Raw genomic sequence first — 20,354 nt, 5'->3', positions numbered from 1 at the left:
TCACAGGAATTACAGATGATTCGTGTAGCAGTGACCGGCGCAGCCGGCCGTATGGGACGTACCCTAATTGAAGCTGTAAATCAGGCTGAGGGTCTGGTTTTGAGTGCAGCGATTGTTGAACCGGGTAGCTCTCTAGCGGGCGCTGATGCCGGCGAGCTAGCGGGTCAGGGCAAGCTGGGCGTTGCGCTGAGTGACTCTCTGGAAGCTGTGATCAATGACTTTGACGTACTGATCGACTTTACAGCGCCGGTTGTTACCCTGGCGAATTTAAAAGCTTGCGCGGCAGCTGGTAAAAAGATGGTGATCGGTACTACCGGTCTGACTGATGAGCAGAAGGCTGAGCTGCAGGCGGCATCTGATAAAATTGCGATTATGTTCGCATCGAACATGTCGGTTGGTGTTAACCTCTGTTTCAAACTGCTTGAAGTTGCTGCCAAAGCCCTTGGCGATGATGGCGGCTACGATATCGAAGTGATCGAAGCGCATCACCGCCACAAAGTTGATGCACCCTCAGGCACCGCACTGCGCATGGGTGAAGTTGTTGCCGATGCATTGGGTCGAGACCTTAAAGAGTGTGCCGTCTACGGCCGTGAGGGTCAGACGGGTGCGCGTCCAGAGAAGCAGATTGGCTTCGAGACTATTCGTGCTGGTGATGTGGTTGGCGATCACACCGTGCTCTTCGCGACAGAGGGCGAGCGTATCGAGATCACACATAAAGCATCGAATCGAATGACCTTTGCCAAAGGCGCGGTTCGCGCGGCAGGCTGGCTAAAAGATCGCGAAACCGGTCTTTATGACATGCAAGATGTGCTCAATTTGAGGTAGTATATCCGAGTTGTTGTTCCTTTTTAGAACCCGCCCCGGGAGACCGCGGCGGGTTTGTTTTTGTCTTGATGTCCTATTCTGTCCTGATACCAGGCTTGCGATAAAGCGTTACAGCACTTGGTAAGGCGCTAGGTATTTCAGCAAGTCGGTACTCAGTTCTAAGTTGTTTAGAGCTTCTGTTGAGAACCAGCCGACATCCGCTGCATCATCTCCCGCTTGCAGATTTCCTGAGATAGTACGCGCAAGAAAATGGTGAACTTCGTAGTTGTACCCCTCGTCAACTCCAAGGTTTACGGAACCGAGTTTCATGATTATCTCCACGTCCAAGCCCGTCTCCTCTCGAGCCTCGCGTCTGGCTGCTGACTCTAATGATTCTTGCGCTTCAACGCGCCCTCCGGGAAGTGACCAGCGTCCTTGCTGGGGTGGATTGGCACGTTTAATCAAGAGTAGGCGGTTAAAATCATCTTTGATGACGCAACTGGCAGCTTGGGTCGGAGGAACATTCATCATCAATATACATAACTCCGCACTATTGCTGTGTGAAATAAGCGTTCGCATGCAAACTAAATTGCATTGAGATGCTACGGGTAAGAATAGACGATGGAGCAATAAACGGTTCGACGCGACGAGACTGACCCGAGAGGCCTCAGTCTGCGTAGGTCCGTCCGACATATTAGGTTGTTGATTTGGCCGCTAACAAACCAGAGCGGACCTTTCCTGATGAAAGCGGTGATGAAGAATATGGCAGCACAACATCGCGTCGCTCCGCGGTCCCTTTCGACAGGCCCCGTGACAGCGGCGTACGAACGCAAGGTGGATGCGGGGGAGGTGCGACGAGATGAGGCGCAAGTCGCTCTGGCAGCAAAACTCGATGCTCTACACCAGTCTCTCACCTCGCTCCCACCAGTACCTGTGCGCTCCGAGAAACCGATAGAGGGCAGCTCTACCAGCAACAGCCCACTGTTAGTGGCGCGATCTTTGGTAACTGTTCGGTCCTTTCTTCGAAAGAAGTTCCATTTGTGGTCTTTTGGTCCTCCACCGCGAGGCATTTACATTCATGGATCGGTCGGGGTCGGCAAGAGCTTTCTAATGGATCTCTTCTACGCGTCGGTTAATGCTCCTGATGATTCCGGCTTTAATAATGGCAGCCGCAGCCTCAAACACGCAAAAATTACCAAACGCCGCGTCCACTTTCATGAATTCATGCTAGACGTCCATCATCGAATCTTTGTCTACAAACAGCAGCACCCCCGAAATGATGCGATCCCTATAATCGCGCAGCAATTGGCACAGGAAACCCAACTCCTCTGTTTCGATGAATTTCAAGTGACAGACGTTGCCGATGCCATGATTTTGAAACGACTTTTCCTGTTATTGCTGGACTGGAATGTCGTGGTGGTGGCCACCTCGAATCGCGCCCCCGATGCCTTGTATGAGGGAGGCCTTAACCGGTCTCTCTTTTTGCCATTCATAGATATGTTGAAACACAGGTTCGACATTATATCCATGGAGGATTCCGCCAAGGATTATCGACTCGAAACTCGAGCCGATGGTCGTTCCTATTTTTGGTCAAACAAGGATGTTCATGGCGAAAATGGTAGTGATAACAACGCGCAGGCGCAGTTGAGAGAAATATTTGGTGCCACAGCATTCAGAACTGAGGCCGAGGTCATTCACGTGCTCTTCGGTCGCACCGTTCAGGTGACACGATTGAATGACCGGTGCGCCTGGTTTCACTTTTCCGAGTTATGCTACCAGCCGCTCGGCGCGGCAGATTATATTTCCCTCTGCGACCGATTTCCGGTCCTCATCTTGGACCACGTGCCGCAATTAGATGCCAATCGCCTCGACGAAGCACGACGATTCGTGACTCTCATTGACGTCTGTTATGAATCTCGCACCCGCTTAGTGCTGGCGGCAAGCGTCCCACTGGATGAATTATTTGTCGATTTTGAAGCGCAAGTAGAAAGCAGCGATGTAAACGAGGAACTATTTGTCAGTGAGAAAGGGGGAAACTCGAGCTCCTTTGCGACGACCATGATTCGAACCAGAGAGGGTGAACATATGGAGTGGTCGGCGACGGGTCGAATGGGCGCGTCACTGGCACAATTATCGGCCGCAAATGATCTCGCCTTCTCCTTTCGACGAGCCGCGTCTAGATTGGTAGAAATGGGTGGAAAGGAATGGGGACGGCAATGACGTTTCACGCCCCTTTTGCGGCCATCAGATCGCCTCGTTCGGCTTCGCCTCACAAGCCTCCTACAGCGTTTTGTAGGAGGGTTATTCGGCGCAGCAGAATGACACGATAAGGCAGCTATGTGCCGTAAGCCGTCGGGCATTGCGCAAAGCGCTCTTTGAGTGACTGATAATTAAAAAAGCCAGCGTAATCGCTGGCTTTTAGTTGGAGTCGAGTTTCGTGCCTAAAGTCGGGATTCAAGGTCCGGACGAGCCATTGCACGAATCAAGTCATTAATACCAACAACGCCTACAACCTCGCCCGCATCATTAGTCACACGAGCTTGAGATGACGGCGACTCTGTCACCAGCTGGGCTGCATCTTCAACCAACATATCGCCAGACAGTTCCGGACCCGGTTTGTCATTGGGTGCGTGCATGATCGTCTTCAGTTGAATCACACGCCCGCGGTTAATATCCTTGGTGAAGTCGGCGATGTAGTCATCCTGTGGCTTGAGTACAATCTGTTGCGGCGTACCCTGTTGAATGACTTGGCCGTCACGCAGAATAGCGATCTGGTCACCAATGCGCAGTGCCTCTTCTAGGTCATGTGTAATGAACACGATGGTCTTGTGTAGCTCTTTCTGAAGGTCCAGCAGGATATTCTGCATATCGGTACGAATCAGCGGGTCAAGTGCACTGAAGGCTTCGTCCATCAGGAGGATGTCTGCATCAGTCGCTAGCGCACGCGCCAGACCGACACGCTGCTGCATACCCCCCGATAGCTGGCCTGGGTAGTTCTCTTCGTAACCCGACAATCCCACACGATCAATCCAGTGGGCTGCCTGCTTCTTGGCATCTTTCTCGGGCATCCCCTGAATCTCTAGACCGTAGATGGTGTTCTCCATCACCGTTCTGTGCGGTAGCAGGGCGAATTTTTGAAAAACCATGGACGCACGGTTACGACGGAAGTTTCGCAGTTGCTTCTCGTTCATCGCGAGCACGTTCTCGCCGTCTATCCATACCTCACCGGCCGTCGGTTCGATCAGTCGGTTGATATGTCGAATCAGCGTCGATTTTCCCGAGCCCGATAGCCCCATAACAACCTGTATGCCTTTGGCTGGCATCTTCAGGTTGATATCGCTGAGGCCCAAGACGTGGTTGTACTGATCGTTCAGCGCGTCCTTGGTAACACCTGCACGCACCTTCTCCATCATGGACTGTGGATCGTCTCCGAAGATCTTGTAGAGGTTCTTGATCTCAATCTTGGTTTCCATATCACTCATCCTGGCCACCGCGGTAGTTTTGTAGACGCTTGCCGTAGCTCTGGCTAATGCGGTCGAAGATGATAGCCAGCGCAACGATTGCCAAGCCGTTCAACAGGCCCATCGCGAGATACTGGTTTGAAATTGCCTTGAGTACAGGCTGACCAAGTCCGGTCACACCGATCATCGATGCGATAACAACCATGGCCAGAGACATCATAATGGTCTGGTTCACACCGGCGAATATGTTCGGCAGTGCGAGCGGTATCTGTACTTGAGTCAATTTTTGCCACGGGCTTGCACCGAAGGCATCAGCCGCTTCCAGAACTTCGCGATCTACCAGGCGAATACCAAGGTTAGTCAGGCGAATCATCGGCGGCAGTGCGTAGATAACAACTGAGATCAAACCCGGTACTTTGCCGATACCGAGCAGCATTACAACGGGTATCAGATAGACGAAACTGGGTATCGTTTGCATAACATCGAGAACCGGCGTAACGATCGCTTGGGCTCGATTTGAACGCGACATCATAATGCCAATTGGTAGGCCCAGACCGATACAGAGCAGTGTGCAGACAATGATGATACTTACCGTACTCATTGTATCTTCCCACATGCCTAGGTAGCCGATCAGGAATAGGCTGACTGCGGAGCCAATGACGATTTTGATGCTGCGACTGGCAAGCCATCCAAGGCCGGCAACAATCAGAATGAACAGTGGCCAAGGCGTTGCGAGCAGTAACTTCTCTAGCCAGATTAGAAATTGCAGCAGAGGATCAAAGAAATTCTCAATACCCTCACCATATTCGCGGGTAAAGGATTTAAATCCTTCATCTATACCTTTTCGAAAGTCGCGCAGATCGCGACGTCCGAGTTCAGGAAATTCGGTTAACCAATCCATAAACTTCTCTACATACGCAAAAACGACCGAGCATCACGCTCAGTCGTTTCTGCAATTACTACAATTTAGAGCGCTTTTTTGATGTTGGCAGCGGCATCTTCCGATACCCACGTAGACCAAGTCGCCTCTTCGTTCAGGATGAACTCTTCAGCAGCTTCCTCACCAGACGCCTGGTTGTCTGCCATGTAGGTCAGGTACTTGTTCAGCAGGTCAGCATCAAATGTACGTGCCTTCACGTATTCAGCAACTGCTGGAGCGCGCTCAGTGAAGTCTACCTGTGCCAGTGAAACCACTTCAGATACAGTCCAGGTGCTGCGCTTCGGTGAATCACACTCTTCTACGGGCTTAACAATACAGTTATCCCAGTGGTCCTGATCGAAGCCTGAGTTGAAATCAACCAGTTTCAGATCGTACTTACCCGCCAGGGTAGTTGGTGCCCAGTAGTATCCGAGCCAGTTCTCGTTGCGCTCGCTCGCTTTAGCGATAGAGCCATCTAGGCCTGCACCTGAACCAGTATCAATCAGTTTCCAACCTTTCGCCTCCATATCGAATGCGCGGAAGAGGTTGGCTGTTGCTAGCTGACAGCCCCAGCCTGAAGGACAGTTGTGCAGACCACCCTTAGATGGGTCTTCAGGGTGTGGAAACAGATCAGGACGCGCGATGATGTCGTCGATTGTTTTCAGTTCGGGATGAGCTTTAGCGGCTGCCGCGCTTACCATCCAGCCTTCACCTGCACCGGTGATAGGCGCTGGGTTTAGTTTGACCAGACGGTTCTCAGCAACTGCTGCATCGATAGCGACTGCGGCAGCGTTAGCCCAGAGTTCAGAAGCGATGTCTGGAGTGCCCTTCTCAGTCATCGACGTGATCTGCGGCATAGTACCCGCTGTCAGGTACTCAACATTACACTTGTAGCCTTCGCCCATGATAAATCCATCAACTCGAGCGAGGAATTCACCACTAGCCCAGTTCATTTCACCAATTACGACGTCACCACAAGGTGCATGACCACCGGCAAATGCACCCGTGCTGGCTGCAAGGAGTGATACGGCAAGAATCTGCTTTTTCATTGTTGCTCCCGTGTTTAAAACAGTTTGATTTATTCTTCTTTGGAGCCGAATTGTCAGGTGACTCTTCGGACTCCTATTCAAAGTGTATTTGATACTAACAGGTCTAATAATTAGAATTCAAATCTTTATAGCTCTAATTATTTGTGCTCTAATCACCATGGCTCGAATAAATTTGAAGCAAAATTGCGTCGGTTTTGATTTAATTCGGCGATTACCGTTTAAGGATTTTGAGGAAGCTTTCTATGGCGGATCAGTATCAAGCTCAGGATGTGTTGGTTGCGCTTAGGCGCATCATCCGTGCGACTGATATTCAGTCCAAGCGCATAGCCAAAAGCTCGGGTCTGACGATTCCTCAGGTGATGGTGCTGCGCTCGATCGGGACCCTTGGGGATGTGACAGTCAAGCGTTTGGCTGAAGAGGTTTCCCTGAGCCAAGCCACAGTTACCACGATCCTAAACCGCTTAGAGACGCGTGGCCTGGTAGTTCGCGTACGTTCAGCACGCGACAAACGGGTGGTTAATGCCCGTCTGCTGCCGGAGGGCGAGACAATTCTGCACTCCGTACCGGCTTTATTGCACGAGCGATTCATCGCACGCTTCGACAAGCTGCCAATCCAAGAGCAGCAGAGCTTGGTTGATACTTTGGGTAAACTGGCTCAGATGATGGATGCGGAGTCGATAGATGCCGCTCCGATGCTTGATATCGCCGAAGCAGCGCCAAACCCCATCGCTTAACTTCTCTATGTTCAAACTCAGTTTCTTCGTGCCAGATGCAGATCTAGAGCCGGTCAAAAGTGCTCTATTTGCAGCCGGTGCTGGGCGTCAAGGCGACTACCAGGAGTGTTGTTGGCAAACCCTCGGCACAGGTCAGTTCCGCCCTGTAAATAACGCTAGTCCCGCCATCGGCTCCATTGGCCAACTTGAGAAAGTAAGCGAGTGGCGTGTTGAGATGATCTGTGCGCCGGACGATATCAAAGCAGCTATCGCAGCGCTTCTGGCGGCACACCCCTATGAAGAGGTCGCCTATGATCTCGTCAAACTCGTAGACCCTTCTCATCTTGATTGACTAATTTTGATTACAGATTAATCGAAGCTCTTACTGGTCGCGTAGCCACTACAAATGACTATTCGGAGACTTTGATGAGTAATCTACTGCTTAGGTTGGTGCTATTTATTGCACTGCCACTGTCTATACCTGTGCATGCGCAATCTCTGAGCGAGCGGATTGAGACCTCGGGGGCTAATGTGATCTTTATGCGCCACGCTTTAGCTCCGGGGTTTGGTGACCCTAATAACTTTGATATTGAACGCTGTGAAACACAGCGCAACTTGGATGATCAGGGTCGTGCGCAGGCACGAGATATCGGCGCAAAGCTCAGAGCGACCGGGCTCGATTTTGACGAGGTGCTGTCGAGTCAGTGGTGTCGCTGCGCCGAAACAGCGGACCTATTGGACCTTGGAAACTGGTCGACCTTCTCGGGGCTAAACTCCTTCTTCCAAGGCTATGCCAACCGCGAGCAGACGCTAGAGAAACTGGACGCCTATTTAACCACTTTATCGGGCACGGAGTTGGTTGTACTCGTCACTCACCAAGTGGTGATCTCTGCGGCGACCGGTATATCGCCTCCAAGCGGCGGTATTGTGCTGTATAACTCGAAGACTACGCGCTCAGAGTCATGGAGTTGGTAAGTCGTCTAGCGGTAGCAGGTTGATGTTAAGTGATTTGGCAATAGCGCCTATCTGGTTGTTCACCCAGTTAGGTTCAATCGGTCCCCAGCTCTCAATACGGTACTCGCCCTGATTGTTCCGTGCGTCATCTTGCTGATGGAATTGGCAGATGATGCCAACATCGTCGAGATCTTTGATGCAGTCCTGTAGGGTTCGGCGTGGCATGCCCGTGATTTTCTGTAGACCGGTGAGGTTAGTCGCCTGCTGTCCGATGCACCAAGCAATTAGCAGTTTACGTTGAAAGGCTTTGGCCGCCTTCGAGTCTTTCACAGCTCTACCTCGCGTTGGCTCAGCAGCTCATTGGACTCCGGTTCGTGACGATTGAGGCTGATGCGGTAGAGCGGGTAGCGCCCGGACTCCCGGCGATCGGCAAAAAAGCGCTGCAAGGCGTTTACTACGGTTGGAAACGCGAGCTGATCCCAAGGGATTTCGTCTTCACTGAAGAGGCGTACCTCTGAAGATTCGCTTGTTGGGCCAAACTCAGGTTTGAGCAGGCGCGCGAGATAGAACATCTGGACCTGATTAACGTGCACGATGGATGTAATCGTGTACAGCGAGAGAATCTCAACGGTCGCTAAGGCCTCTTCCCAGGTCTCGCGCATGGCCCCCTGTTCAGTAGTCTCACCGTTCTCCAAGAAACCGGCAGGCAGGGTCCAGTAACCGAGGCGTGGCTCGATATCACGCTTACATAGCAGTACCTTATCTCCGTACACTGGCAGGCAGCCAGCGATAATGCGCGGATTGGAGTAGTGGATAAGCTCACAGACAGTACAGACGTGGCGGGGAAGATGGTCGCCTTCAGGGATGCGTAACTCAACCGAGTTGCCACACTCGCTACAGTAATTCATGGGTCAGTTCTTATTAGCTTGTTGTGATCCCATTTTAGGCAGGTGTATAGGCGACTCACAAGCCTAAATGCCTGTTTTTGAAGCTCAATGGGTGTAGGATTAACGGTATGTTAGATCAGCTTCAAACTCGACTTCAGCAGCACCGCCCTTGGCGACTCAGCAGTGACCTAAAGCCGCGCGCCGAAGCGGGGGTCATCTGTCTGCTGACAGATGAGCCTGAGCCGCAGGTGATCCTCACCCAGCGAGGCGGTAGCCTATCTACTCATGCCGGCGAGGTGGCTTTTCCAGGTGGAAAACGCGATCCAGAGGATGAGAATCTACTAGCAACAGCTCTGCGTGAAGCGCATGAAGAGGTGGGTGTTGAGCCAGGTCAGGTACAACTGCTAGGTGAGCTCAGCCAGATCTATTCTCTGCACAAGTTGGCCGTAACCCCCTTTGTAGGCGTGGTTAATCCTAACGTAGAGTTGCGCCCGAACCCGGGTGAGATAGCTGCGATTTTCAAAACACCGCTCAATTTTCTGCTTGATCTTGATAACGCGCGTATCGATAAATTTGCGATGGTCGATGGGCGCACGCGCTTTGTTCCCTCCTGGCAATACCAGCAGTACGAGATATGGGGGCTGACTGCTTGGGCGTTGGCAGAGTTGCTGAATGTCGGCTTGGATGCCGGTATTCCTACCCGACCGCGGCCGGAGCGCACTGCATGACTGAGGCGGTAAAACCTGTGCCCAACCCCTGCCTCGGTATCTGCCAGCTTGATGAGCGCGATCTCTGTATTGCGTGCATGCGCTCAGGTATGGAGATTGCCGAGTGGGGATTCTTTACCGAAGATGAAAAACGCGCCGTTTGGGCGCGTATTCGTGAGCGTGAAGCGGGTGAGCGTGACGCTTAATCGTCCTCGTCTCGCTCCAAAGCGATAACGCGAACAGTCTTAATCGTGTTGTCGCTGATCTGCAGTGTTTCCATCCGATAGTGCTCAAGCTGCATGCAGACATTAGCCTCCGGAAGTGACTCGAGTGTCTCCAGAATCAGGCCATTCAATGTCTTCGGGCCATCTGTAGGTAGATCCCAGTTGAGTGACTTATTGATCTCTCGAATGTAGGCTTGGCCATCAATAATGAAGCTGCCGTCATCCTGAGGGTGGATGTCCTGGTTGATTTGCGCTTCGTCATGCGACATCTCGCCGACGATCTCTTCTAGAATGTCTTCGAGGGTCACAACCCCTTCAACATCTCCATACTCATCAACCACGATCCCGATACGGCGACTCTGCTTCTGGAAATTCAGAAGCTGTGTGTGTAGTGGAGTGCTTTCGGGAACGAAGTAGGGCTCATGCACCACCGCAGTGATTGCCGCTTTGGTCAATTTACCTTGCTGGATAAGCTGCGCGAGGTTACGCATGTGCAGGACACCGCAGATCTGGTTGATATCACCCTCGTAGACTGGCAAACGTGTATGTCGGGTATGTGCCAACTGGTCTAGGATCTGCTCCATATCCTGATCGAGGTCGATCCCCTCAACTTCGTTGCGCGGAATCATGATGTCATTGACGGTCACATCGTTTAGCTCAAGAACGCCGAGCAGCATAGATTGGTTACGATCGGGAATCAGTGCGCCCGCTTCGTTCACAATTGTACGCAGCTCTTCAGTACTAAGGTTGTGAGCATCAGCGCCAGTTGTTTTGATACCCACTAGACGGAAAATGCCGTTAGTAATCATATTCACGGCAAATACCAGCGGGTAGAAGATCTTCAGTAGCACCACCAGAATATAGGAGGCGGGAAAAGCCACCTTTTCTGGGAACATTGCAGCCAGTGTTTTAGGTGTGACTTCTGCAAATATCAACACCACCAGCGTCAACGCACCGGTAGCGATAGCGATACCGGCATCACCCCAAATGCGCACTGCGATCACGGTGGCGATTGCAGAGGCCAGAATGTTAACGAAGTTATTCCCGATTAGAATCAGGCCAATGAGGCGATCGGGACGCTCCAGCAGGCGGCTTGCATTGCGAGCGCCCGGGTGCTTGTTTTTCGCCATGTGTTTCAACCGGTAACGGTTGAGGGACATCATTCCGGTCTCTGAGCTAGAGAAGAAAGCGGAGCAAAGGATCAGAACGAAAAGAAGGATCGAGAGCGAGCTTATCGACGCGTCTTCCAATGTGGTAGGCCTGTGTTATGAATGAGAAGACATTCTCTGGACTCCGCTCAAAGCTGTCAAGCGTTGATCAGCTTCCCAGAATAAGCTCTAGGACCGCCTTGGAGCCAAAGAATGCGAGCATCAGTAGGATAAAGCCCGCCAAAGTCCAGCGTAGCGCTGTGCGGCTGCGCCATCCCAGCAGCATGCGACCACCCAGCAGAGTGGCGAATACGACCCAGGCGATAATGGAAAGCAGTGTTTTGTGCGCTAGATGCTGCGCAAACAGATCTTCAGTAAACAGCGCGCCGGTAATGAGCGCAGCGGTGAGAAGCAGGAAGCCCGCAAAGATCATCTCAAACAGCAGTCTCTCCATCACCTGAAGCGGTGGCAGGCTATTCACCAACCCGCGGGTATGGTGTTGTTTCAGCGCGCGCTCCTGACGCGATAGTAAAATAGCTTGGAAGGCTGCGAGTGTCAGGACCGAATAGGCGGTGATCGATAACAGGATGTGAGCAATGACACCCAAACTATACGCCTTTGCTCCTGCGCTATCGGGCGAGATCAATGTCGCAAGCAGCGTTAGAGCCGCCATTGGGAAAACCCCGATGAAGAGATTATCGAGTTTCTGGCGTAGGCTGCTCAGCAGAAGAATCAGCACAACAATCGAGGCGATCAGAGAGCCGGTAGGGAAAATGCTCAGATTCAGAGTATCGTGCTGCACCAGCATTTGCGCAGTGACGCTAATCTGCAAAACCCAAGCAAGGGTACCGCTCGCAAGAATCTGCCCGCGTAGTCCGGTACTTTCGCTCCCGTTTGAGCCCAGGCGCTGCCATTGACGTACGGCTGCAAAGAGATACAGCACGATTGCGACTAATGAGAGCAGCGTCAGCATTACAGACTCCAGGCCGATAAATAGTTGATATTTGGATCAGTATTACAGAATTAGTGAGTCAGAGTTTGGCACAAATAGAGGCTGCGGGAAATATACGGGTGAATCCGAGGCGGGCGCTGCGTTATAATCCACAGCAATTATGTTTTAGAAGCACCGGTCAGCTACCGGTGCACAAAGGATAGATATGTTTGCGAATCTTACGGAACGGTTAACCAGTACGCTGCGTTCAGTCACTGGCCAAGCCAAGCTCACCGAAGACAATATAAAGGATACGCTGCGCGAAGTGCGCATGGCGCTACTCGAGGCGGATGTCGCGCTGCCGGTAGTCAAAGCCTTTGTAGGCGCTGTTAAAGAGCGTGCCGTTGGTCAAGAAGTTGCCAAGAGCCTAAGTCCCGGACAGGTCTTCGTTAAGATCGTTAATGAAGAGCTGGTTAAAGTGATGGGTGAGGCGAACGCCAAGCTTGATCTCTCTACTCAGCCGCCGGCTGTTGTCATGATGGCCGGTCTGCAGGGTGCTGGTAAGACCACCTCTGTTGCCAAGCTGGCGCGTTTCCTGCGCGAGCGCGAGAAGAAAAAGGTGCTGGTGGTCTCTGCCGACGTGTACCGCCCGGCGGCGATTCGTCAGCTTGAGACCCTAGCGAATGAAGTCTCTGTCGACTTCTTCCCATCTACAGCTGAACAGAAGCCAATCGATATTGTTAACGGCGCTATCAACCACGCGCGTATTCAGCATCACGATGTGCTGCTGGTCGATACTGCCGGCCGTCTTGCTGTTGATGAGGCGATGATGGCGGAGATCAAAGAGCTGCACGCAGCCGTTAAACCGGTTGAGACGCTCTTTGTTGTTGACTCGATGACCGGTCAGGATGCCGCTAATACTGCCAGCGCTTTCAATGAAGTGTTGCCGCTAACCGGTGTGATTCTTACCAAGACTGACGGTGACGCGCGTGGTGGTGCGGCGCTTTCGGTACGTCATATCACCGGTAAGCCAATCAAATTCCTCGGTGTCGGTGAGAAGGTTGATGCGCTGGAGCCCTTCCACCCAGATCGTGTTGCCTCACGTATTTTGGGCATGGGTGATGTGCTCTCGCTGATCGAGGAAGCAGAGCGCAAGATCGATAAAGACAAAGCGGCGAAGCTGGCGAAGAAGGTCACTAAGGGTAAGGGCTTTGACCTCGAAGACTTCCGTGACCAGATCAATCAGATGAACAACATGGGCGGTATGATGTCCATGATGGAGAAGCTCCCGGGTATGGGGCAGTTGGCGCAGGCTGCACAGTCCGCTCAGGCTGAGCAGGGAATGAAGCAGTTTGCTGTCATCATCGATTCGATGACGATGAAAGAGCGTCGCAACCCAGATATCATCTCGGGCTCGCGCAAACGCCGCATTGCTGCAGGTTCTGGCACAAGTATTCAGGACATCAACCGCCTGCTAAAACAGCACAAGCAGATGGCCAAGATGATGAAGAAGTTCGGCTCCAAGTCCGGTATGGCTAAGTTGGCGCGCGGTATGGGCGGCATGAAAGGTATGCTGCCGCCAGGCATGGGCGGCGGTGGCGGTTTTCCGCGTTTCTGATCACTTTTTCAGTAACTGTCTAAAATCTATACAAAAGACTTTTAACGGGCGTGGAGTTCGCGTAGAATCCACGCCCTATTTAATTTAGGCCTCCGTCTGCCTGGGTAATTCACTGAATAACTGAAGTAGGCGGAGAAACAACAATGATGGGCGATCTCAAAACCCATCCCGCGAAGTAAAGGGGACCTTGCATGGTAACTATTCGTTTGTCTCGTGGCGGCGCTAAAAAGAAGCCGTTCTATCACATCACTGTTGCAGATTCGCGTTTTGCACGCGACAGCCGCTTTATTGAGCGGGTGGGCTTTTTCAACCCTGTAGCGCGTGGTCAGGAAGAGAAACTCCGTCTTGACCTGGAGCGTGTTGATTACTGGGTAGGCAAAGGCGCTCAGATGAGTGAGCGTGTTGGCCAGTTGGTTAAAGAAGCACGTAAAGCGCAGTAAGGTTCGATAAGGGTATGTCAGAGTTTAATGCAGAGGACGTTGTTGTCCTCGGGCGTTTTAACTCACCATTCGGCATCCAGGGTTGGGTAAAGGTTTACTCCTACACTGAGCCAATGGAGAACATACAGAGCTACAAGCCTTGGCTAGTTAAGCTGAAAAACGAGTGGCAACCGGTAAAGGTTAAGACCGTTAAGAAGCAGGGCAAAGGTCTGATAGCGAAGCTAGACACCATAGATACACCTGAAGCTGCTCGCCTCTACTGCGAAGTGGAGATTGCAGTTCCCAAGTCGGCTCTACCGAATCTTGATGCAGGTGACTACTACTGGAGTCAGCTACAGAACCTAAAGGTTATTACCGAATCCGGCGAATTGCTGGGTCGGGTTGACCACCTACTTGAGACTGGCGCTAATGATGTGCTGGTAGTCAAAGGGGACGCTGAGAGTGTTGATCGTGAAACACGGTTGATTCCATACGTTCCTGAGCAGGTGGTTAAGAAGGTTGATTTAGAATCCGAAACTATTCGGGTTGATTGGGGCTCAGACTATTGAGTGCTGGGTCCTGAGTTGTGTGGTTTGGAATCGTATCTCTCTTTCCTGAGATGCTCGAAGCGGTCACTCGCTACGGTGTAACAGGTAGAGGTGTAAAACGGGGACTGATCCAGGTCGAGAGTTGGAGTCCTAGAGACTTTGCTCATGACAAACATCGCACCGTCGATGACCGCCCTTTTGGTGGGGGTCCGGGGATGCTGATGAAGGTTCAGCCGCTGAAAGACGCGATTCATGCAGCGAAAGCTGCCGCTGGCGGAGATGCCCGCGTGATCTACCTGTCGCCTCAAGGGCGCAAACTAGATCAAGCTGGGGTATTGGAGTTAGCGAAGCAGGAGCGACTCATTCTGGTCTGCGGTCGGTATGAGGGTGTTGATGAACGCCTGATTGAGACGGAGATCGATGAGGAGTGGTCACTGGGCGATTTTGTTCTTAGTGGCGGCGAGCTCCCGGCAATGGTGATGTTAGACGCCATCGCCCGGCAGATCCCGGGTGTATTAGGTGACCAAGCATCGGCCGAAGAGGACTCCTTCGCAGAAGGGTTACTCGATTGCCCGCACTACACGCGACCAGAGGTTTTGGATGAGATGCAGGCGCCAGCCGTGCTGCTCAGCGGTAATCACGCTGAGATAAGACGCTGGAGACTGAAGCAGCAGTTGGGACGGACCTGGGAAAGGCGCCCTGATATGCTGGAAAAAATTGATCTGAACCCGGAGCAGCAGGCGCTGTTACAAGAATACATCAGCGAGACTCAATAGAGTCCGCGGTTGAAAAAGTTAGGAGCGAGCGATGAGCAGCAAAAACTTAATCATTCAGCAGATCGAAGCTGAACAGACTGGTAAAGAAGTACCAACTTTTGGTCCAGGCGACACTGTCGTTGTACAGGTTCGCGTAGTAGAAGGCAGCCGTAGCCGTCTGCAGGCATTTGAAGGCGTAGTACTGGGCAAGCGTAACCGCGGCCTGAACTCTGCATTCACTGTCCGTAAGATCTCTCACGGTGTTGGCGTTGAGCGTACTTTCCAGACCTACAGCCCAACTGTAGAAGCGATCGAAGTTAAGCGTCGCGGTGACGTACGTCAGGCTAAACTTTACTACCTGCGTGAGCGCAGCGGTAAATCTGCACGTATCAAAGAGAAGCTGGGCGCTTAAGCCTTTTCTGTTTGAACGAAAAAGCGGCCTTAGGGTCGCTTTTTTTTTGTTTTTGGCGCGTTTGTTCTGGGGTCAGACCCTTTTTTTTAAAAAAAGGGGTCTGACCCCGTTTCTTGGCCTAAACTGGAATCTATCAAAATGGATTGCAGAACTAGAGCAAGATGCGAGCTATTAAACGACTCATCGGGGGTATCCTCCTGCTGGCGGTGTTGGCCGGTGCTGCTTATGGGTACGTCTGGTACAGCACCAAGACCTATCTCGACCAGCAGATCGTTGCTGCTTCTAGCGTTGGACAGGTCAGTTATCAAAAGCTTCGAATCGATCCACGCGGTGAAATTCGTGTCGATGGTATCCAGATTATACCGGCCGGTTACCGTACTCCAGTTGATGTGGACTCAGTCAGTGTTCGATCGGATGACCCGCTATTCTTCCTAGATCCACAGGGTCGCCTGGAGCGCGGTGAGTACCCAGAGTTTCTTTCGATCGCGTTTGATGGCGCCAAACTAGATCCCCAAGCTGATTTCATCACAGCCCTGCAGCCAAGTCAGGCTGATCTGCTCCTGCATCTGAGAGAGCCACAACTGGAAGCGCTTGGCTGTGGTGAGGATATCTTGGCCTTTACGCCTGAAATCTGGGGGCGCATGGGTATAGGCCGCCTCTCATCTGATATCGCCATCACGCTGCGCGCTGATAACGATCAGGGTAGGCTCGATCTATTCACTGAAACGGATACCGCCGGCATCGGTGCGGTTAGCGCCGATCTCTCAATGACTTTCGCCGCTGGGTACCTAAAGCCAGCAACCGTCGCTGGTGCTAATCCTCGCCTCAAATCACTCGAAGTTAATTACCGTGATACGGGTTATTACGCCAAGCGCGATCGATTCTGTGCCGGTAATGCCGCAGTAGACGAAGCGCAGTACCGAGCTAATCATTTAGAGTTGGTGAAGCAGCGAGCAGCTGGCTTCGGGATGCAGGTGCCGGAGATTCTCTGGTTGGCCTATGCTGATAGCAATGCCAAGGGAGCGGATGTGCGTTTTGGCATGAATCCTGTCGGGGGTCTAGGTGCTGAAGTCATGATGGGGTTGAACGCGCCGACAGAACTGATTGAGCGGCTGCGCCTACATCTAGAGATTAACGGCCGGCCGGTCGATCTCAATCAGGTTGATTGGCTGGCATTGATGCCCGACCCCGAGGCGATTATGCAGTCGCAACGGGCACTTGCCGGCGCAACTGAGGCTAGTGATGCGGGCAATGATCAGAGTAGCGGCGATGGTGCTAAAGAGTCAGTCACTGAGACCTCGGGTACTGTGGCTGCTGCGGGGCAGGGTGGTGCGGGCAGGGAGGGCTCTGAGGAGGTCGCCATGGTCGAATTTCCGGGAATGGCTCCCAAGCCACTGCCGACTCCAGAGGTTAAGTTTCGCCGCACTGAGTTTGATGACTTACAAAATTACATCTATTCAGACATCCGCATATTCACCTACTATGGCAACCGAGTAGAGGGGCGTCTTGAGGCTGTCGAAGGCGACAACATCAAGATTCTCCACCGTGTTGGTAAAGGGCTTGCGATCTATCCGGTAGATCGCGCCAAGCTCGAGGTGATAGAGGTGATGCGTTAGTGACCGATCGGCGTCTTAGGGCCCGCTTACCGCAAAAAGAAGATCAGGCATTAATCAACGACTACGTTCGAGCACTGTGGATGGAGCGTGGGCTGAGTGAGAACACCCAAGCCTCGTACAAGCGTGATCTGAATCAGTTTGCCTGCTGGCTGAATGACCGTGGCTCTCAGCTTGATAAGGCCGATGCTCTTGAATTGCAGACATACCTTGCCTGGCGCATTACGGAGCAGCTACGCGCGAGTTCAACGTCTCGGCAGCTCTCTTGCCTGCGCGGTTTCTACCGCTATCTGCTGCGCGATAACTTGATCGATGTGGATCCGACTCTCAATCTAACCAATCCCAAAGCCGGTCGTGCGCTTCCCAAAAGTTTGAGTGAGGCGGATGTTGATGCGCTTTTAGCAGCGCCAGACACTGAAAGCCCGTTAGGATTGCGTGACCGGACCATGTTAGAGCTGCTCTATGGTTCGGGATTGCGTATCTCGGAGCTGATCAGTTTGGAGCAGGAGCAGATGAGTCTGCGCTCCGGATTGATTCGTGTGGTGGGTAAGGGAGACAAAGAGCGGCTAGTACCCCTGGGTGATGAGTCGGTTGACTGGCTGGCACGCTATCTCAAACAGAGCCGTCCATTGCTCTTATCTAAAGCGAATCCTGCCACGCTGTTTTTGAGTCAGCGGGGGGCACAGATGACCCGCCAAACCTTTTGGCACCGTATACGTCATTGGGCCCAGGTGGCTGGAATCGACAAGCCGCTATCCCCACATGTGTTGCGCCACGCGTTCGCGACTCACCTGTTGAATCATGGCGCTGACCTGCGTGCTGTGCAGATGTTGCTGGGGCACGCTAACCTGTCGACTACGCAGATTTACACGCAGGTAGCGACGTATCGTCTGCAGCAGCTGCACCAACAGCATCATCCGCGTGGCTAGTGCGTTTATCCAGAGGGTGCGTTAGGCTAGGCGTAGTTTTGTTTTATATCGAGTTCATAGGATCTGTAATGAAAAAGTTGATTGGCGCGCTAGCGCTGGGTTTGTCGTTAAGCGCGTTCGCGGGTATTGAAGAGGATATTACTGCGCGTCTTAAGCAGCTTGATCCAAATATTCCTATCAAGGCGATCGCTCAAGAAGCGACCGGTGGCTTCCATGCGGTAACCTTAGGCTCGGGCGAGATGCTTTACGTTAGCACAGACCTGCACTACATCATGTCCGGCACCCTGTACCAGGTATCCGAGCGCGGTTTGGTGAATCTGACAGAAGAGAGTCTTAAAACGGTGCGCAAAGATGCTATGGCCGCTGTTCAGGATGAAGATATGGTCATTTACCCAGCTACGGGCGAGCGCAAAGCCCGTGTATTGGTATTTACCGATATCGACTGCCCTTACTGTCGTAAGCTGCATGACGAGGTGCCCACCCTGAACGAGATGGGTATCGAGGTGGCTTACTTGGCTTTCCCACGTTCAGGCCCGGATACTCCTACAGCGAAAAAGATGGAGGCGATCTGGTGTCAAAGTGGTGATGAGCGTCTCGCCGCCATGGATCGTGCTAAAACCGGTGATGAGAACGAACCGCAAAACTGTGATAACGCCGTTGTCGATCAGTTTGTGCTAGGTCAGCAGGTGGGTGTAACCGGCACGCCAGCTCTAATCTTTGAAGATGGTTCGCTAGTGCCAGGTTATGTGCCGGCAGCACGTCTGCAGCAGATGCTACAGCTCTAAATTTAAATCGCTCGAAAGAGCAGAAAAACATCAATTTGAGGCGGCTGTTACGTAGAGTAGCAGCCGCCTTTTCGCTATACTAAGCGCCATTTTTTTTCGCGCGCTGTGTGGGGCTCAAATCGCCGACAGCAAAAGCGTAACTGTGCTAAACGGGGTAAGGTTTTGAAACCGGTAAAAGTTGGGATCTGTGGTCTGGGTACTGTCGGTGGCGGTACGTTCAATGTGTTGCAACGCAATGCGGCGGAGATTGCTCGCCGTGCGGGGCGTCGCATTCAGATTGAGCAGATCGGTATGCGTCGTCCAAATCCGGCATGCGATACCAAGGGTATGCATGTCACAGCTGATGTGTTTGAAGTAGCGACCAATCCAGAGATCGATATCGTAATCGAACTGATTGGTGGTTATGACGTCGCCTACAAGCTGGTTATGACTGCGATCGAAAACGGTAAGCACGTTGTTACTGCGAACAAAGCGCTGATCGCCGTGCACGGTAACGAGATCTTTGCGGCTGCGCAGGAGAAGAACGTTATGGTTGCGTTCGAAGCTTCTGTTGCCGGTGGTATCCCAATCATCAAAGCGCTGCGCGAAGGCCTGTCGGCTAACAAGATCAACTGGCTGGCCGGTATCATCAACGGTACAGGCAACTTCATCATGACTGAGATGCGTGAGAAGGGCCGTGACTTCCAGGATGTGCTGGCGGAAGCTCAGGCGCTGGGTTACGCCGAAGCTGACCCAACCTTTGACGTTGAGGGTATCGATGCAGCGCACAAGCTGACTATCCTCGCGTCTATCGCCTATGGCATTCCGCTGCAGTTCGACAAAGCCTACACCGAAGGGATCAGCCGCATTACTGCGGAAGATGTGAAGTACGCCGAAGAGCTTGGGTACCGCATCAAGCATTTGGGTATCAGCCGTCGCAGTGCGCAAGGTATCGAGCTGCGCGTGCACCCCACTATGGTTCCACAGCAGGCGCTGATCGCTAATGTAAACGGCGTAATGAACGCCGTGCTGGTTGACGGTGACGCTGTTGGTCAGACGCTCTACTACGGGCCAGGTGCTGGTGCTGAGCCAACCGCGTCTGCCGTGGTGGCGGATGTTGTTGACGTGGTTCGCACCCTTACAGCAGATCGTGATAACCGCGTACCTCACTTGGCGTTCCAGCCAGGCGAGCTATCTGATGCTGAGGTGTTGCCGGTTGATCAGATTGAATCTGGTTACTACCTGCGCATCATGGCCGTTGAGCGCCCTGGCGTGCTGGCGCACATCACCCGTATCCTGGGTGATAAAGGCATCAACATTGAGGCGATCACTCAGAAGCAGACAGAAGAGGCGCAGGTGCCTGTGATTCTGCTGACTCAGAGCGTCAAGGAAGAGAAAATGAACCAGGCGATCCGCGAGATTGAAGCCCTGCCCGATATCCTCGGTGAAGTGGTGCGTATCCGCGTAGAGCACTTGGGTCAGTAACGGCCGGTAAGGAG

Annotated in this window: 24 protein-coding genes; 16 read left to right on the top strand and 8 right to left on the bottom strand. The window is 52.6% G+C overall.

Annotated features, from left to right (window positions below; translation table 11 throughout):
* Positions 1–15: 15 nt before the first annotated feature.
* Positions 16–825: a 4-hydroxy-tetrahydrodipicolinate reductase gene (gene dapB / locus AC1WNR_RS14415; protein WP_481645185.1), complete on the top strand. Its 810-nt coding sequence runs from the start codon at positions 16–18 to the stop codon at positions 823–825.
* A 108-nt stretch (positions 826–933) separates the two neighbouring features.
* Here the strand turns inward: dapB and AC1WNR_RS14410 are convergent, their stop codons facing one another.
* Positions 934–1,335, bottom strand: coding sequence for an NUDIX hydrolase (locus AC1WNR_RS14410; protein ID WP_481645184.1), 402 nt, complete (start codon positions 1,333–1,335; stop codon positions 934–936).
* A 210-nt stretch (positions 1,336–1,545) separates the two neighbouring features.
* Here AC1WNR_RS14410 and zapE point away from each other — a divergent pair, with 210 nt between their 5' ends.
* A complete protein-coding gene (gene zapE / locus AC1WNR_RS14405; RefSeq protein WP_481645183.1) occupies positions 1,546–3,024 on the top strand; it encodes a cell division protein ZapE in 1,479 nt (492 codons plus the stop codon).
* 221 nt (positions 3,025–3,245) lie between these two features.
* On the opposite strand, the gene AC1WNR_RS14400 is transcribed toward zapE, so the two are convergent.
* The 3 genes from AC1WNR_RS14400 to AC1WNR_RS14390 all read right to left on the bottom strand — a co-directional run bounded on the left by AC1WNR_RS14400 (position 3,246) and on the right by AC1WNR_RS14390 (position 6,233).
* Complete coding sequence (locus tag AC1WNR_RS14400; RefSeq protein WP_481645182.1) at positions 3,246–4,277, bottom strand: quaternary amine ABC transporter ATP-binding protein; 1,032 nt, start codon at positions 4,275–4,277, stop codon at positions 3,246–3,248.
* A 1-nt stretch (position 4,278) separates the two neighbouring features.
* The gene (locus AC1WNR_RS14395; RefSeq protein WP_481645181.1) at positions 4,279–5,166 is read right to left on the bottom strand and encodes an ABC transporter permease; all 888 of its coding nucleotides are present in this window, start codon (positions 5,164–5,166) and stop codon (positions 4,279–4,281) included.
* Positions 5,167–5,231: 65 nt separating this feature from the next.
* Positions 5,232–6,233: a glycine betaine ABC transporter substrate-binding protein gene (locus AC1WNR_RS14390; protein WP_481645180.1), complete on the bottom strand. Its 1,002-nt coding sequence runs from the start codon at positions 6,231–6,233 to the stop codon at positions 5,232–5,234.
* Positions 6,234–6,475: 242 nt separating this feature from the next.
* Here AC1WNR_RS14390 and AC1WNR_RS14385 point away from each other — a divergent pair, with 242 nt between their 5' ends.
* The 3 genes from AC1WNR_RS14385 (at position 6,476) to AC1WNR_RS14375 (ending at position 7,921) form a co-directional block, all read left to right on the top strand.
* Positions 6,476–6,967 (top strand): MarR family winged helix-turn-helix transcriptional regulator, encoded by a 492-nt coding sequence (locus tag AC1WNR_RS14385; RefSeq protein ID WP_481645179.1) that lies wholly within the window; start codon positions 6,476–6,478, stop codon positions 6,965–6,967.
* Positions 6,915–7,298, top strand: a complete 384-nt coding sequence (locus AC1WNR_RS14380; RefSeq protein WP_481645178.1) for an NGG1p interacting factor NIF3 — start codon at positions 6,915–6,917, stop codon at positions 7,296–7,298. The genes AC1WNR_RS14385 and AC1WNR_RS14380 overlap by 53 nt, the downstream gene beginning before the upstream one ends.
* Positions 7,299–7,372: 74 nt before the next feature.
* Positions 7,373–7,921, top strand: coding sequence for a histidine phosphatase family protein (locus AC1WNR_RS14375; RefSeq protein WP_481645177.1), 549 nt, complete (start codon positions 7,373–7,375; stop codon positions 7,919–7,921).
* Here AC1WNR_RS14375 and AC1WNR_RS14370 read toward each other — a convergent pair.
* Both AC1WNR_RS14370 and AC1WNR_RS14365 read right to left on the bottom strand, forming a co-directional pair.
* Positions 7,907–8,230, bottom strand: a complete 324-nt coding sequence (locus AC1WNR_RS14370) for a helix-turn-helix domain-containing protein (protein ID WP_481645176.1) — start codon at positions 8,228–8,230, stop codon at positions 7,907–7,909. The genes AC1WNR_RS14375 and AC1WNR_RS14370 overlap by 15 nt on opposite strands.
* Positions 8,227–8,808: an NUDIX hydrolase gene (locus tag AC1WNR_RS14365; RefSeq protein WP_481645175.1), complete on the bottom strand. Its 582-nt coding sequence runs from the start codon at positions 8,806–8,808 to the stop codon at positions 8,227–8,229. Before AC1WNR_RS14365 ends, AC1WNR_RS14370 begins: the two co-directional genes overlap by 4 nt.
* Positions 8,809–8,915: 107 nt before the next feature.
* On the opposite strand from AC1WNR_RS14365, the gene AC1WNR_RS14360 reads away from it, so the two are divergent.
* Both AC1WNR_RS14360 and AC1WNR_RS14355 read left to right on the top strand, forming a co-directional pair.
* Positions 8,916–9,515, top strand: a complete 600-nt coding sequence (locus AC1WNR_RS14360) for a CoA pyrophosphatase (RefSeq protein ID WP_481645174.1) — start codon at positions 8,916–8,918, stop codon at positions 9,513–9,515.
* A complete protein-coding gene (locus tag AC1WNR_RS14355) occupies positions 9,512–9,700 on the top strand; it encodes a DUF1289 domain-containing protein (protein ID WP_481645173.1) in 189 nt (62 codons plus the stop codon). The genes AC1WNR_RS14360 and AC1WNR_RS14355 overlap by 4 nt, the downstream gene beginning before the upstream one ends.
* Here the strand turns inward: AC1WNR_RS14355 and AC1WNR_RS14350 are convergent.
* Both AC1WNR_RS14350 and AC1WNR_RS14345 read right to left on the bottom strand, forming a co-directional pair.
* On the bottom strand, positions 9,697–10,968 hold the full coding sequence (locus tag AC1WNR_RS14350; protein WP_481645172.1) for an HlyC/CorC family transporter: 1,272 nt from the start codon (positions 10,966–10,968) through the stop codon (positions 9,697–9,699). The genes AC1WNR_RS14355 and AC1WNR_RS14350 overlap by 4 nt on opposite strands.
* A gap of 67 nt (positions 10,969–11,035) precedes the next feature.
* Positions 11,036–11,839 carry a cytochrome C assembly family protein gene (locus AC1WNR_RS14345; RefSeq protein WP_481645171.1) on the bottom strand — a complete coding sequence of 268 codons (804 nt, stop codon included), beginning with the start codon at positions 11,837–11,839 and terminating at the stop codon, positions 11,036–11,038.
* A gap of 184 nt (positions 11,840–12,023) precedes the next feature.
* Here AC1WNR_RS14345 and ffh point away from each other — a divergent pair, with 184 nt between their 5' ends.
* The 9 genes from ffh (at position 12,024) to AC1WNR_RS14300 (ending at position 20,340) form a co-directional block, all read left to right on the top strand.
* Complete coding sequence (gene ffh, locus AC1WNR_RS14340; RefSeq protein WP_481645170.1) at positions 12,024–13,415, top strand: signal recognition particle protein; 1,392 nt, start codon at positions 12,024–12,026, stop codon at positions 13,413–13,415.
* 191 nt (positions 13,416–13,606) lie between these two features.
* Positions 13,607–13,855 carry a 30S ribosomal protein S16 gene (gene rpsP, locus AC1WNR_RS14335; protein WP_481645169.1) on the top strand — a complete coding sequence of 83 codons (249 nt, stop codon included), beginning with the start codon at positions 13,607–13,609 and terminating at the stop codon, positions 13,853–13,855.
* A 14-nt stretch (positions 13,856–13,869) separates the two neighbouring features.
* Positions 13,870–14,403, top strand: a complete 534-nt coding sequence (rimM, locus tag AC1WNR_RS14330) for a ribosome maturation factor RimM (protein ID WP_481645168.1) — start codon at positions 13,870–13,872, stop codon at positions 14,401–14,403.
* A 17-nt stretch (positions 14,404–14,420) separates the two neighbouring features.
* Complete coding sequence (gene trmD / locus AC1WNR_RS14325) at positions 14,421–15,158, top strand: tRNA (guanosine(37)-N1)-methyltransferase TrmD (RefSeq protein WP_481645167.1); 738 nt, start codon at positions 14,421–14,423, stop codon at positions 15,156–15,158.
* 31 nt (positions 15,159–15,189) lie between these two features.
* The gene (rplS, locus tag AC1WNR_RS14320) at positions 15,190–15,549 is read left to right on the top strand and encodes a 50S ribosomal protein L19 (RefSeq protein WP_481645166.1); all 360 of its coding nucleotides are present in this window, start codon (positions 15,190–15,192) and stop codon (positions 15,547–15,549) included.
* Positions 15,550–15,710: 161 nt separating this feature from the next.
* Complete coding sequence (locus AC1WNR_RS14315) at positions 15,711–17,165, top strand: hypothetical protein (protein WP_481645165.1); 1,455 nt, start codon at positions 15,711–15,713, stop codon at positions 17,163–17,165.
* Positions 17,165–18,091, top strand: a complete 927-nt coding sequence (xerD, locus tag AC1WNR_RS14310) for a site-specific tyrosine recombinase XerD (protein ID WP_481645164.1) — start codon at positions 17,165–17,167, stop codon at positions 18,089–18,091. The genes AC1WNR_RS14315 and xerD overlap by 1 nt, the downstream gene beginning before the upstream one ends.
* A gap of 68 nt (positions 18,092–18,159) precedes the next feature.
* A complete protein-coding gene (locus AC1WNR_RS14305; protein ID WP_481645163.1) occupies positions 18,160–18,876 on the top strand; it encodes a thioredoxin fold domain-containing protein in 717 nt (238 codons plus the stop codon).
* A 162-nt stretch (positions 18,877–19,038) separates the two neighbouring features.
* Positions 19,039–20,340: a homoserine dehydrogenase gene (locus AC1WNR_RS14300; protein ID WP_481645162.1), complete on the top strand. Its 1,302-nt coding sequence runs from the start codon at positions 19,039–19,041 to the stop codon at positions 20,338–20,340.
* The last annotated feature ends 14 nt before the right edge of the window (positions 20,341–20,354 follow it).

Source organism: Marinobacterium marisflavi, from assembly GCF_982447095.1.
The sequence above is the reverse complement of the archived record's forward strand: the minus strand, read 5'-3'. Positions and strand labels throughout refer to the sequence as shown.

Bases quoted from the DNA above. Each gene is read 5' to 3' on its own strand.
- AC1WNR_RS14390 (WP_481645180.1), bottom strand. From the start codon at position 6,233: ATGAAAAAGCAGATTCTTGCCGTATCACTCCTTGCAGCCAGCACGGGT.
- AC1WNR_RS14410 (WP_481645184.1), bottom strand. From the start codon at position 1,335: ATGATGAATGTTCCTCCGACCCAAGCTGCCAGTTGCGTCATCAAAGAT.
- AC1WNR_RS14380 (WP_481645178.1), top strand. From the start codon at position 6,915: ATGCCGCTCCGATGCTTGATATCGCCGAAGCAGCGCCAAACCCCATCG.
- rimM (WP_481645168.1), top strand. From the start codon at position 13,870: ATGTCAGAGTTTAATGCAGAGGACGTTGTTGTCCTCGGGCGTTTTAAC.
- zapE (WP_481645183.1), top strand. From the start codon at position 1,546: ATGAAAGCGGTGATGAAGAATATGGCAGCACAACATCGCGTCGCTCCG.
- rplS (WP_481645166.1), top strand. From the start codon at position 15,190: ATGAGCAGCAAAAACTTAATCATTCAGCAGATCGAAGCTGAACAGACT.
- AC1WNR_RS14345 (WP_481645171.1), bottom strand. From the start codon at position 11,839: ATGCTGACGCTGCTCTCATTAGTCGCAATCGTGCTGTATCTCTTTGCA.
- AC1WNR_RS14315 (WP_481645165.1), top strand. From the start codon at position 15,711: ATGCGAGCTATTAAACGACTCATCGGGGGTATCCTCCTGCTGGCGGTG.
- AC1WNR_RS14355 (WP_481645173.1), top strand. From the start codon at position 9,512: ATGACTGAGGCGGTAAAACCTGTGCCCAACCCCTGCCTCGGTATCTGC.
- AC1WNR_RS14360 (WP_481645174.1), top strand. From the start codon at position 8,916: ATGTTAGATCAGCTTCAAACTCGACTTCAGCAGCACCGCCCTTGGCGA.
- dapB (WP_481645185.1), top strand. From the start codon at position 16: ATGATTCGTGTAGCAGTGACCGGCGCAGCCGGCCGTATGGGACGTACC.
- AC1WNR_RS14365 (WP_481645175.1), bottom strand. From the start codon at position 8,808: ATGAATTACTGTAGCGAGTGTGGCAACTCGGTTGAGTTACGCATCCCT.
- AC1WNR_RS14385 (WP_481645179.1), top strand. From the start codon at position 6,476: ATGGCGGATCAGTATCAAGCTCAGGATGTGTTGGTTGCGCTTAGGCGC.
- AC1WNR_RS14375 (WP_481645177.1), top strand. From the start codon at position 7,373: ATGAGTAATCTACTGCTTAGGTTGGTGCTATTTATTGCACTGCCACTG.
- rpsP (WP_481645169.1), top strand. From the start codon at position 13,607: ATGGTAACTATTCGTTTGTCTCGTGGCGGCGCTAAAAAGAAGCCGTTC.
- ffh (WP_481645170.1), top strand. From the start codon at position 12,024: ATGTTTGCGAATCTTACGGAACGGTTAACCAGTACGCTGCGTTCAGTC.
- AC1WNR_RS14305 (WP_481645163.1), top strand. From the start codon at position 18,160: ATGAAAAAGTTGATTGGCGCGCTAGCGCTGGGTTTGTCGTTAAGCGCG.
- AC1WNR_RS14400 (WP_481645182.1), bottom strand. From the start codon at position 4,277: ATGGAAACCAAGATTGAGATCAAGAACCTCTACAAGATCTTCGGAGAC.
- AC1WNR_RS14395 (WP_481645181.1), bottom strand. From the start codon at position 5,166: ATGGATTGGTTAACCGAATTTCCTGAACTCGGACGTCGCGATCTGCGC.